This is a genomic window from Streptomyces sp. NPDC059142 (assembly GCF_042755665.1).
Lineage (GTDB): Bacteria > Actinomycetota > Actinomycetes > Streptomycetales > Streptomycetaceae > Streptomyces.
On sequence record NZ_JBHZDA010000021.1, the window covers coordinates 51868 to 64382 of the forward strand.

Sequence of the window (12515 nt, forward strand, 5' to 3'; positions counted from 1 at the left end):
CCTGTCGCGCGCCCCGCCACACAGGCACCAGATCGCTCCCCCCCCCCCCCCCCCACGGGGCAGGCCGACTCGTTCCGGATCAGCGCTGCTCTTTCCCGGCCACCGGCTGCTCGGCCGTGGCGTCCTCCTCCGTCGCCTCGGCCGGGGGTGTCTCGGGCATGAGGAGACCCAGTACGAGCGCGAGGACGGCGAACGGAACCACGGTGAGGAACACGGTGGCGAGCGCCTCGCCGTACGCGCCGACGACGAGGTCCCGTTGCGGCTGGGCGAGGTTTCGGATGCTCTCGACGCTGCCCAGGGACTCCTCATCCGGGGCGCCGCCGGTGGAGCCGCTCGCGTCGCTCAGCAGCGCGACGAACCGGCTGTTGAGGACGGCCCCCAACAGCGCCACGCCGACCGCCGACCCGAGCCGCTGGAAGAAGCTGATTGCGGCGGTGGCCGTACCGATGTCCGCGGGGTCCACGACACCCTGGACGGCGGTGATGATCGGCTGGAGCGCGAAGCCCGCGCCGACGCCGAAGACCAGGCCGAGCAGGATGATCAGCCAGCTCGGTGTGTCCGCGTCGATGAAGCCGAGGGGGAGCAGCGTGACCACCAGGAGGGCGGCACCGAGCACGGGGAAGATCCGGAAGCGGCCGGTGGCGCTCATCCGGTTGCCAGCGTAGATCGACCCGAAGCCGACGCCGATCATGGTCGGCACGACGGCCAGCCCGGCGACGAAGGGAGACAGACCCTTCACCGCCTGGAAGTACACGGGCAGGAAGACGACGCCGGTGAACAGTGCCAGACCGGCGATGAGGCTGTACGCCGAGCCGAGGGAGAACAGCCGGAGGCGGAACAGCACCATCGGCACCACGGGTTCGGCGGCGCGCCGCTCCACGAGGACCAGGGCGAGGGTCAGCACAACGGAGGCGGCCACCAGTCCCAGCGACAGCGGGTCGGCCCAGCCTCGCTCGCCGCCGGCCCAGCTCAGGTACAGGAGCAGCGGGGTGGTGGCGGCGATGACGAGGGTGGCACCGAGGTAGTCCACCGTGTGGCTGCGCCGTTCCATGGGGATGCGCAGGGCCGAGGCCGTGACGAACAGCGAGAGCAGTCCCAGCGGCACGTTGATCAGGAAGATCCACCGCCAGCCGATCGCGTCCACCAGACCGCCGCCGACGAGCGGGCCGGCCAGGGTGGCGATGCCGAAGACCCCGGCCACCATGCCCTGGTAGCGGCCCCGGTCGCGGCTCGGCACGACATCGGCGATCACGGACAGCGCGAGGGCGTAGAGCGCGCCGGCCCCGAGGCCCTGCACCGCGCGGGCGGCGATCAGTTGGGTGATCTCCTGGGCGATACCGCACAGCGCGGATCCCACGATGAAGACACTGGTCGCCACGATGAACACGATGCGGCGGCCGAACTGGTCGGACACCTTGCCCCAGACCGGGGTGCTCGCCATCGACGTCAGCAGGTAGGCGGTGATGACCCAGGCGAGGTTCTCCAGCCCGCCCACGTCACTGACGATGCTGGGTAACGCGGTGCTGACCACCGTCTGATCCAGCGCGGAGAGCAGCAGACCGGTCATCACACCGAGGAGGGCCCGGTTGATCTGCCGTTGGCTCAGCTGGGGCCCGGCCGAATCCTGTGGGGCCTGTGATTCTGATGTTGTCATGGGCAGTCAGGGGCTTGGTCCCCAAGGGTCCTGGACCCCGTCCCCCTTTCCGTTCCGCGCGTGCGGGTATTCCGCAAACGGCTTACCGACGATCTTTGACATTGTCTCTCTGTCACGGATGGAAGCCCCAAAGGCCTTCCACCGCAAGCGGCTTGAGGATCTCCGCACCGGCGCGGGACATTACCGTTCCCGCAGACGGCTTGTCAGGGCTACATGGGCAATCCGGCCCTGTCCGCGGAGGAATGTCTCAATACGTTCACCCCTGGGCCATCCATGGGGGCGCTCACCGAAACGCCAGGCGCAGGGCGGGCTTCTCCGCCGGCACCGAGAGCGCCCCGTCCACCCGCTCCAGCCACAGCCGCCGCCGCTCGAACGCGATTGGCGGCCTGCTCCGGCGGCGCGGGCCGGCCGCCGCGAGCGCTTCCGGCGGCGTCTGCGCCACCACGACGTGGGCGTTGGTCCCACCGAAGCCGAAAGAGCTGACCCCGGCCACCCGGGGGCGGCCGGGCAGCGGCCAGTCCTGCGCCGTGTGGGCCAGGACGAACGGTGATCCGGCCAGCGACAGGCGGGGGTTGGGGCTTTCGCAGTGAAGCGTCGGCGGTACGACACCGTGCTCGACCGCGAGGAGTGCCTTGAGCAGCCCTACCGCACCGGCCGCGTGCAGCAGGTGGCCCACGTTGGTCTTGACCGAACCGAGGAGGCACGGCCCGGGGCGCGGCGACGTGTCCTCGTCGAAGACCGTGCGCAGGGACCGGAACTCCAGCGGGTCGCCGATCGCCGTGCCGGTGCCGTGCGCCTCGATCATGCCGACCTCTCCGGGCGAGCGCCCGGCGCCGCGCAGCGCCCGGCGCACGGCGGCTGCCTGCGCGGCCGGGTTCGGCGTGGTCAGCCCCATGGTCCGGCCGTCGTTGGTGACCGCCGAGCCCTCGATGACGCCGCGCACCGGATCTCCGTCGCGCAGGGCGGCGTGCAGCGGCTTGAGCAGCAGCACCACACTGCCCTCACCGGGCACGAACCCGTCGGCACGCCGGTCGAACGCGGCGCACCGGCCGGTCGGCGACAGCGCGCCCGCCGCGGAGAACTCCAGGAACGGCTCCTCGTCGAGCAGCACGCTGCTACCGCCCGCGAGGGCCATCTCGGTCTCCCCGCTGCGCAGACTCTGGCAGGCCAGGTGGATCGCCACCAGGGACGACGAACAGGCGCTGTCCACCACCAGGTGGGGGCCGCGCAGGTCGAAGTGCTGGCCGACGTGGGAGGCGACGAAGTTGGGGTCGGACTCGGGCACCTCGGCGCGGATCTCCCCGCGCGCGGCGTACCCGGAGCCGCGTGCGCCGGCGAACACGCCGACGTCATGGCCCGCGAGTTCGGGCCCCTCCAGACCGGCGTCGCGCAGGCAGTCGGCGGTGCTCTCCAGGAACAGCCGGATGACCGGGTCGAGGTACTGGGCCTGGACGTCGGTCAGGCCGAAGTGGCCCGGGTCGAACTCCTCGATGCCCTCGACGAAACCGCCCCACTTGCCGACGGTGTGACCGGTCCGCGCGGTGGGCCGGTGGAACCTGGACACGTCCCAGCGCTCTGGCGGCGCCTCGGCGACGGCCAGGTGTCCGGCTCTCAGGTTGCGCCAGAAGGTCGCGACGTCCGGTGCGCCGGGCAGTCGGCAAGCCATGCCGATCACGGCGACGGCGTCCCGGTCCCGCGGTGTACGCCGGACTGGCTCCGGTTCGGTGTCCCGGGCCCTCGGCACTGCGATGGGGTGCGGCGACTGCCGTACGGCATCATCCACACGCGGCTCCGGGTGCGGGTCCTGCTCCTGCAACGGCTCGTCGGTCGGAGCCTGTTCGCGCGCGCCTACCGGCTGCGACGGCACCAGGGCGTCCAACCGGTCCGCCAGGGTCCGCAGCGTGCTGTACTCCAGCAGGAGTGCCGGGTCCAGCGGCCGGCCCACGTGCTGTTCGATCGCATCGAGGAGTTCGCCGAGCATCACCGACTCCACTCCCAGTTCGGCGAACTCCACGGTCGGGTCGAAGTCGTCGGCCGGGATGCCGACCACGCGCGCGAAGATGTCGCACAGCCAGGCGGGTACGGGACGACGGTCGTCCGGCCACGCTGCCGGGGCGGACGGAGGCAACGGTTCGGGTGACGCGGCGGGCGGCGGCGCGGCGGGCTCGGTGGAGGGCAGCCTGATCAGGTCGGCGGGGTCCGCACCGCGCAGCGCGCGCAGGGCGACCACGGGTCCGCCGGTGCCGGACGTGATGATCCGGTCGAGGACGTGCAGCGCCTCGTCGTCCCCGGCCGCGTCCAGGCCGAACCGTTCGCCGGGGTTGTCGGCGCCCGGCCGGGCCCCGCTGTCGCGCCACATCGGCCAGGCCACCGAGTGCACCCAGGGGGTGTCCGCCGCCAGGCGCTCCGCGAAGTCGTCCACGAAGCTGTTGGCCGCCGCGTACTCCAGTACCCCGGCGGCCACCGGCGGCACCACCGCGGCCAGTGAGGAGAAGGCCACCAGGAAGTCGGGCCGGTCGGGCAGGCACAGCTGGTAAAGGATCTCCAGCCCGTCGGCCTTGGGCTCGAACACCCGCTGGATGTCGCTCGGTGTGCGCCCGGCGAAGGGGCCCACGGCGGGAGTCACGGCGGCGCAGTGCACCGCTCCGCGCACCGGTCCGCTGTCCTCCCGTACCCGGTCGAGGAAGTCCTCCAGCCCTGGGCGGTCCAGCAGGGATCCGCGGTGTACGTGCACTCGTGCTCCGGCGGTTTCCAGCGCGCGCACGGTCTCCACGGCGGCGCGCGCCCTGGCGCTCAGCTCCGGGTCGTCCCAGCGGACCGCCGGGGGCAGCGACCGGGCGCCGAGCAGGGCGAGATGGCGGACGCCGCGTGCGACCAGGTGCCGGGCGACGCGGGCGCCTATGCCGCGGGTGGCACCCGTGAGCAGATAGGTCCCGTAGTGGTCCAACCGGGGCGCCGGGAGGCGGGGGCCGGTCAGCGGGGTCAGCGTCGGCAGGTGGCGCACGCCGCGCCGGTGGACGACTTCGCCGTACGCGTTGCCGGTGAGCGCCGACAGCAGTTCGGCGGCCTGGGCACCTGGGTCCCGGTCGGTGTCGTCGAGGTCGACGGTGATGCCGGTGAGGTGGCCGGTCTCGGCACCGAGGAGGCGGACGACGCCGGCCATCCGGGCCCCGGCACACCCGCTCTGTGCCCCGCCGACCGCACGTCGCCCGCGGGTTGCGTGCACTACGTGCGTCGGTGTGGTGCGCCCGGCCGCACGGCGCCCGGCGCCGGCCGCGATCAGCCGCCGGAGCAGCGCCAGACGCACCTGCCATGGGCCGGCGCCGCCAGGGGTACGGCCGATGTCGGCGAGGTCGACAACGGCGGCCAGATCGGGATGCGCCGCGAGGGCCCGGTCCGCTAGGTCCGCGCCCGAGGAGCCGGTGAGGGTTCCGTGCGCCTCACCGTCGCCGGTGTCCTCCCTTATCAGGTGGACCCGGTCGGCGCCGACCCGCGCCACGAGGGCATCGGCCAGGTCGCGGCTGCCCTTGCCGTACACGCACAGCAGGCTGCCCGGCAGGGCGCCGGGTGCGCCCACCGGACCGGCCGGATGCCAGGTCTTGCGGTACAGCGGCAACTCTCCGGAGGGGTCGGGCTCGGGCGGTGCGGGCGCAGCGGCGGGCTCGGGCAGCCAGCAGCGGGTACGGGCGAACGGGTACGCGGGCAGCGTCACGACACGGGGCCGACGTCCGGTCGGTCGTTCCGGGACGACGGGCTGTCCGGCGATCCACCGACGGGCGAGTTCGTCCGGTGCTCCACCGCGGACCGGCTCGCCCGGCGCTCGGCCCGACGGCACCCGGCCACGGAGCAGCGCGGTGGCGTCACCGTCCAGGTGACGTCTCAGCCTGTCGGCGAGTTCGCCGGTGTCGGAGACCACCACGGCCGCGCGCTCCCGCAGGTGGTGGCGCCCCTCGGCGAGGGTGTAGGCCAGGTCGGCCAGGTCGGTGTCCGGCTGCTCGCGCAGGTGCGCCAGCAGTCGCGAGATGACCTCGCGGAGGCGGTCCTCGTCGTAGGCGGACAGCATGATCACCGTCGGCGCCGGCGGAGCGGGGGCAGACGGGACGTCAGGGGCCAGGTGTGCGGGCGGTTCTTCCAGGATGACGTGGGCGAGAGTACCGCCGGCGCCGAACGAGCTGACTCCGGCCCGGCGTAGCGTCCCGTCCTGGGTGGCCCACGGCTCCAGTGACCGCTGGACCCGCAACGGGGATTCGGCCCAGTCGATGTCCGGGTTGAGCTCGTCGGCGTGCAGGGACGGCACCAGGGTGCGGTGCGTGAACTGGAGCACCACCTTGGCGATGCCGGCCAGGCCGGCCGACGCCTCGGCGTGTCCGATGTTGGACTTCACCGAGCCGATCGGCAGAGCCCCTTGGCCGAGTGCGTCACGTGTGAAGACCCGGTGCAGTCCGTCGGCCTCGATCGGGTCGCCCAGCGCGGTTCCCGCGCCGTGCGCCTCCAGGTACCCGATGTCACGCGGGGCCAGCCCGGCATCGGCGAGGGCCTGCCGTACGACCTCGGCCTGCGAGGCAGGACTCGGCACGATCCAGCCGTTCGTCCGCCCCGCGTTGACCACGGCGGTGCCCGCCACCACGGCGTGTACCCGATCCCCGGCCGCCTCGGCGGCAGACAGGGGCTTGAGCAGCAGGGCGCCGACCGCCTCGGCGGGAACCATGCCGTCACCGCCCCGGCCGAAGCTGCGGCACAGCTGGTCACTGGACGCACCGCCCAACCGGTCGATCTGGCGGAACTTGTTGGGGTGCAGCGAGAGGTTCGTCGCTGCGACCACGGCGGCCTCGCACTCGCCGGCGCGTATCGCGCGGGCGGCCAGATGCAGCGCCACCAAGGAGGCCGAGCACATGGTGTCCACGGTCATGCTCGGTCCGTGCAGGTCAAAGGCATACGAGACCCGGTTGGCGATGCCTGCCACGGTGGAGCCGCTGTCCGCGGCCACACCGAGCAGGCTCTGCTCGACTCCGAAGTACGGGTACTCGTTGTACATGGAACCGACGTAGACCCCGACCCGGGAGCCGTGGTCGGTGCGCAGGCGCCCGGCCGGGTAGCCGGCGTCGTCCAGGGCCTCCCAGACGGCCTCCAGGCAGAGCCGCTCCTGGGGATCCATCAGCTCGGCGTGGCGGGGGGTGATGCCGAACAGCAGCGGGTCGAACCGGTCCACTTCTGCGAGGTAACCGCCGTGCATCAGGGAGGCGGGCCAGCCCGGCCGGAGCCGGTCGGCAGGCACCGGGCCGACGGTGCAGGTCCCGCTCTGCAGCCGCTCCCAGAACTCCGCCAGGGACGCTGCGCCGGGGAACCGCCCGGACATTCCTACGATGGCCAGCGGCTCCGCACCGACACGTCGATGCGTGCCGGGGGACGCGGGCGTTGGGGCGCGATCGGCTGCGGGGGTGTGGTCCGCTGCGGAGACCGCGTGGGCGGGGGGCCGGGCTTCGTCAGCCAGAGAGGCAGAGGGGCCGGTCGTGCCGGGCGGGCCGCTGTGCCGGGTGGCCAGGACGGCGGCGATGTCGGCGAGGGTCCCGTACTTGAAGAACAGTGTCCGGCTCCGTTCCCCCAGATCGTTCTCCAGCCGGGTGTTGAGCCGTGTGATCAGGAAGGAGCTGAGACCCAGTTCCTCCAGCGCGGCGTGGGGGTGCACTTCCTCGACGGCCAGTCCGGCGGTCTCGGCGAACACCCGGCAGAGGTAGGCGCTCGCCCAGCCTCCGTCGGCAGGCGCCGGAGGCCCGGGGGGAGCAGCGGCACTGTCCTGGCCGCCCGTGCCGGTGGCACTGCCGGAATCGTCGAACGGGTAGGACGGCAACGCCACCCGGCGGCCCGGCGCCGTCCACAGGCGGCGCCAGTCGACGTCCTGTCCGGCCAGCCAGGCCGCCAGCGCCTCCTGCTCGTCGGCGACCACCGTCGCCCGGGCGGTGTACGGCGGGACGACGTGCACCACGGAGCGCCGCACCGCCGCCGACGACCGCGCGTGCACCACGTCGTCCAGTGCTGCCCGCAACTGCGCGACGGTGCGGCAGAGTACGGCGAGACGGTGGCCGAGCGGCACCCGCCCGACCTGGCTGGTGAACGCGATGTCGGCGGGATCAAGATCCTGTTCGCCGTCCGCCGCGTCGTCGAGGAAGTCCCGGTAGAGGCGGGCGAGGCGCACCAGCCGCTCCTCGTCGGCCGCCGAGAGGAGGACCATCTGTACCTTCTCGTTGTGCGCCACGCTCACCCCTGTCGTCCGGTGGTAGCTGTTCCGGGGCGCACGCTATAAGCGCACCGGCGCGCGCCACGCTCACTCCTGAGCGTCCCGGGGAGCCACACGTGTGGCGTCCGGCGCCGTGCAGGCGGTCCACAGACGGGGCAGCAGTCCGCCGGCACCGGCTTGGCGGAGTTCCGTGACTCCGGCGGCGTGGAGATAGGTCATGCTGGCGGACCAGTGGACGGGCCGGTACAGGTGCTGAGCGAGCAGCTCGGCCAGCCGCGCAGGGCTGTGTGGACGGGCCGTCACATTGGAGATCACCGGGATGCGCGGGGCGGCGAACGTCACCTCGGCGAGGATCTCGGCGAACCCGGCAGCCGCGCCTGCCATGTAGCGGGAGTGACCGGGGTTGGGTGCGTCGATGAGTGTCGCCTTGGCCGTGCCGCCACTGCGCAGGACCGTGCCGAGCGCGCGCAGGGAACCGGTCGGACCGGCCAACACGGTCTGGTCCGGGGCATTGAGATTGGCGATGTCGAGATCCGCGAAGCCTTCGGCCGCCATCACCCCCGTCAGCTCGCCCACGCCGATGCCGGTGACCGCCAGCATCCCGCCGGGCACCGGGCACTGCGAGATCAGCCGGGCCCGGGCCAGGACGAGGCGCAGTCCGGTGGCGAAGTCGACCGACCCGGCGTGGCAGAGTGCTGTCAGTTCGCCCATGCTGTGCCCGACCAGGTAGTCAGGTCGTGGCAGATCGAGCGCGGCGAGACGGGTGAGGACGAAGAGCGTCGGCTGTACGCAGGTGAGGTGCCGCCAGGGGCTGTCGGGCTCGGCGGTGAGCACGGCGCGCAGTGGGTGGCCAAGGATCTGTTCGGCCTGCGCCGCCAGGTCGGGGTACCGATCGAGCAGATCGGCACCGGTCTGACCGCGCAGCGCGCCTTGCCCGGGAAAGGCGAGCGCAGTCGGCACGGGTCACACCTCCCAGGGCATCCGCTGGTGGCGCACGTAGTTGTCGATCCTGGCGCGCACCGCCGGCGAACCCAGCAGTCCGGCGAACACCTCTCCGGCGTGGGCGCGCGCGGTGTCCGGGATCGGGGACAGGCTCGCGCAGTACGTCTTGGCCGCGCCGATGGTCGCCCGGTCCAGCTTGCCGACCCGGCCGAGCAGCCTGCGCAGTTGCTGTCCGTGCGCGCCCTCCAGCACGTCGACAAGTCCGAAGGTCCGCGCGTCGGCCGCCATGACCGGCGCCGTGGACAGGGTCATGGCGTAGGCCCGCTGGAAACCGGTACGGCGCACCAGGAACGGCAGGATGTTGCAGGGCAGCAGCCCCCAGAGTGCCTCAGGCAGTGCGAAGGAGCTGCGCTCGGTGGCGACCACCAGGTCGCAGGCCGCGGCCAGGCCCACGCCGCCACCCAGGGCCTGGCCGTCGATCGCCGCCATCACGGTCACGGGGATGTCGGTGAGCCGGTGCAGCAGGTCGAAGAACTCGCCGCCGCCCAGGGAGTCCCCCTCGGTGGACACCGATGCGAGGTCCATGCCCGTGCACAGTGTGCCGCCGCTGCCCGAGAGGACCACGGCCCGGGTCTGCGGGTCTGCGGCGGCCGTTTCCAAGGCGTCACGCAGCAGCCGGACGTCGTCGGCGGTGAGGCTGTTCTGCCGGTGCGGACGGTTGATGACGAGGCGGGTGACCGGTCCGTCGCGGTCGACGAGTACGGCGGGTCCGGTGGGGTGAAGGGTCATCAGGTCCACCCGTACTTGCGGTGGTAGCCCTCGATCCGGTCCAGCACCAGCAGCCCGCGCCCTGCGAAGTCCTCGCCGAGCTCCCCGTACGCGTCGAGGTCGAAGTGGGCGTCCCGGACCCCGAACTGTGCGCGGTCGCCCTCGGCGGCGACCTTGTCGTACTCGCCGACGGTGAGCGGCCGCCGGTCGGCCAGGGCCTCTTCGACTCCCAAGGCGGCGAGGTCGTCCACGGCCCGGGGGTGCACGACGCCGCTGAAGAACTCCGAGGCGCAGCCGGAACCGTAGGAGAACAGGCCGATGCGCCGGGGCTGCGGGAAGCTGCCGTGCCGGAGCAGGGAGCACAGGGCCAGATAGAGCGAGGCGGAGAAGATGTTGCCGACCTCGGCGCCGTACCGCTGGGACGGGCGGACCCGCTGTTCGTAGTCGGCGTCCACCTCGTGCTGGCCCGCCTGCCGTTGCTGGCGCAGCAGCCGCCGGTGGGCGCCGCGCACCATGCCGACGAAAGGAGTGTGGAAGGCCAGGTAGGCGAAGTTGTCGACGATGTCGGCGCCGTCGACCCGCTCGTGGTAGGCCTCGAACGCCTTCTGCAGGCATTCCAGGTAGGCCAGCATGGACACGTCCTGGTTGACCACGTCGATGCCGGGGCCGGGGCGGAAGGTGTCCATCACTTCGAAGGTGTGGCAGCCGCTCGCGCCGAGGTCGATCTCCAGCGCGGTGGCCCCGCGCCCGACCAGCATGGCGACGGCGCCGGCGCCCTCGGCGCCCTCCCACTGTTCGCCGAGCGCGGGCACCCCGGCGGAGTCGGCGGCGACGACCAAGGCGAGCGCGTCGTCGAACGGGCTGGCGTGCACCATGCCCACGGCGGTGTGCAGTGCCGCGGTACCGCCGTAGCAGGCCTGTTTGACCTCGAAGGAGCGGCAGCGGGAGCCGAGTCCGAGGTAGTGGTGCACATAGGTGCTGATCGACTTGCCCAGGTCGACGCCGGATTCGGTGGCCACCACGACTGCCTCGATCCGGTCGCGTTCCGCCGGGGTGAGGCGCCGGACCAGCGGCTGGGCCGCGTTGACCGCGTTGGTCACCGCGTCCTCGAACGGCATGTTGACCGACTTGCGGCTCATCATGAGGTTGCCGAAGCGGCTCATGTCGTGGCCCCGCGACTCATACAGCGTCCTGATGTCGACGCAGCTCCGCCCCACGTACGGATGAAGGGCCTTGATTCCGACGCCCATGCCGCTCTCCCGTCTGCCGGAGCGCACCGGCGTCCGTCTGACCGGCGCCGATCATGCCCCCGCCGACCGAGCGATGACTGCGCACTATTGCGCAGTCGACTGAACCTCCGGGAGCTGAGACTGTGCGAACGGACGGGGGCAAAAATCGCTCTTATCCCCTTGCGTGCACGTACTGCGGCTTCCTGGCGGAGCCGAGGACGAGTACCCACGGGTTCGAGACGCTCCGGCATGGCCGCGAGGTAGTGAGGAGGTGCGCGGGCGATGGGGTACACGGAAACGGTGGCGCACGTGTGGTGCCGGCCGGTGGCCGACGACGCGGCAGCCCGCGACGGCGTGCGCCCCACTGACGTCGAGTGGACCCTGAGCGACGGCGAACTGGCCCGTCGGGACACCTTGCGCCGTGCCCAGGACCGTGCGCTGTACACCGCCGCGTGGGGCCTGGTGCGACAGTCTCTCAGCGCGGCCGAGCCCCAGGTGCGCCCGGACGAGTGGCGGTTCCTGCGCTCGAGCCTCGGCCGTCCCGAGGTGCACCACCCGGCCCGCGCCCGCTCTTTGAGGTTCAATCTGTCCCATACGGAGGGAATGGTGGCGTGCGTGGTGACCCGCGACGCACGCTGCGGTGTGGATGTGGAGCGCCCCGGCCGGGTGCTGCCGCTGCACCGGCTCACCCGCTCGGTGCTGTCCGCACGCGAGCAGCGCGAGTTCGGCCTGGCTCCCCCGGGCCGGCGCCAGGAACTGTTCTTCCGCTACTGGACCCTGAAAGAGGCGTATCTCAAGGCGATCGGGACCGGGATACGGTTCCCGATGACCGCCTGCGAGTTCGATGTCGGAATGGGCAGGCCGGTCCTGCGCTCTCTCGCCGCCGGCCCCCAGCATTCCGGGTACACCTTCCGGCAATGGCCGGTTCAGCACGGTGGCCTCCTCGCTGTCGCGGTACAGGGCGATCCCGGGCGCACATGGGAGGACGACGTCGCAGTCCGCGTGCACCTGCCATAAATCCGTGACGGACATATACCCCCCTCACGCACTTGTGATTGGATCGAGGGATGAGCGAACCGATCATCTTTTTCGAGGACCAGACGCAGTGGGAACAGTGGCTGGAGGAGCACCACGGAAGCGCGTCCGGAGTATGGGTCAAGATCGCCAAGAATGCCACCGGCATTCCGAGCGTCACCTACGCAGAAGCGCTCGACTGCGCCATCTGCTTCGGATGGATCGACAGCCAGCGGGACAAGGTCGACGACCAGTACTGGCAGCAACGCTTCACTCCTCGTACCAAGAAGAGCCCCTGGTCTCAGGCCAACCGGGAGCGGGTGGAGCGACTGGCCGCCGCGGGCGCAATCCGGCCTGCGGGTCAGCGGGAGATCGATGCCGCAAAGGCCGACGGACGCTGGGAGGCGGCGTACGCCTCCCAGAGCAAGATGACCGTGCCAGACGACTTCGAAGCGGCACTCCGCGAGGAGCCCGCGGCGGCGGAGTTCTTTGCGACTCTGGACAGCAAGAACCGCTACGCCATTCTGTACCGAATCCAAAGCGCCAAAAAGACCGAAACGCGCGTCAAACGAATTGAAAAATTCGTCACAATGATGTCGAACAAGGAGAAGATCTACCCATTACAAAGACAGGTGGGGGGTGTGGGGGGGGAGCGACACACCCCACCCCCCCC

Annotated in this window: 7 protein-coding genes; 2 read left to right on the top strand and 5 right to left on the bottom strand. The window is 71.6% G+C overall.

Translation table 11 applies throughout. The features are described from left to right. Positions 1–79: 79 nt before the first annotated feature. The 5 genes from ACFXPK_RS11085 to ACFXPK_RS11105 form a co-directional block, all read right to left on the bottom strand. Entirely contained in the window at positions 80–1567 is a 1488-nt protein-coding gene (locus ACFXPK_RS11085; RefSeq protein WP_385074011.1) for an MDR family MFS transporter, read from the bottom strand. Between the two features lie 370 nt (positions 1568–1937). Next, positions 1938–7907 (bottom strand): SDR family NAD(P)-dependent oxidoreductase, encoded by a 5970-nt coding sequence (locus ACFXPK_RS11090; RefSeq protein WP_385074015.1) that lies wholly within the window; start codon positions 7905–7907, stop codon positions 1938–1940. A gap of 69 nt (positions 7908–7976) precedes the next feature. Further along, complete coding sequence (locus tag ACFXPK_RS11095; protein ID WP_052479724.1) at positions 7977–8849, bottom strand: ACP S-malonyltransferase; 873 nt, start codon at positions 8847–8849, stop codon at positions 7977–7979. A 3-nt stretch (positions 8850–8852) separates the two neighbouring features. Beyond that, the gene (locus ACFXPK_RS11100; protein ID WP_042163967.1) at positions 8853–9620 is read right to left on the bottom strand and encodes an enoyl-CoA hydratase/isomerase family protein; all 768 of its coding nucleotides are present in this window, start codon (positions 9618–9620) and stop codon (positions 8853–8855) included. Beyond that, entirely contained in the window at positions 9620–10849 is a 1230-nt protein-coding gene (locus ACFXPK_RS11105) for a hydroxymethylglutaryl-CoA synthase family protein (RefSeq protein WP_042163761.1), read from the bottom strand. The genes ACFXPK_RS11100 and ACFXPK_RS11105 overlap by 1 nt, the downstream gene beginning before the upstream one ends. 261 nt (positions 10850–11110) lie before the next feature. Between ACFXPK_RS11105 and ACFXPK_RS11110 the strand changes: the two genes are divergently transcribed. Then, on the top strand, positions 11111–11845 hold the full coding sequence (locus ACFXPK_RS11110; RefSeq protein WP_385074020.1) for a 4'-phosphopantetheinyl transferase family protein: 735 nt from the start codon (positions 11111–11113) through the stop codon (positions 11843–11845). A gap of 50 nt (positions 11846–11895) precedes the next feature. After that, positions 11896–12515, top strand: a 620-nt coding sequence (locus ACFXPK_RS11115) for a YdeI family protein (protein WP_385074023.1), incomplete at its 3' end; no start/stop codon positions are given.

Bases quoted from the DNA above. Each gene is read 5' to 3' on its own strand.
- ACFXPK_RS11105 (WP_042163761.1), bottom strand. From the start codon at position 10,849: ATGGGCGTCGGAATCAAGGCCCTTCATCCGTACGTGGGGCGGAGCTGC.
- ACFXPK_RS11100 (WP_042163967.1), bottom strand. From the start codon at position 9,620: ATGACCCTTCACCCCACCGGACCCGCCGTACTCGTCGACCGCGACGGA.
- ACFXPK_RS11110 (WP_385074020.1), top strand. From the start codon at position 11,111: ATGGGGTACACGGAAACGGTGGCGCACGTGTGGTGCCGGCCGGTGGCC.
- ACFXPK_RS11085 (WP_385074011.1), bottom strand. From the start codon at position 1,567: ATGACCGGTCTGCTGCTCTCCGCGCTGGATCAGACGGTGGTCAGCACC.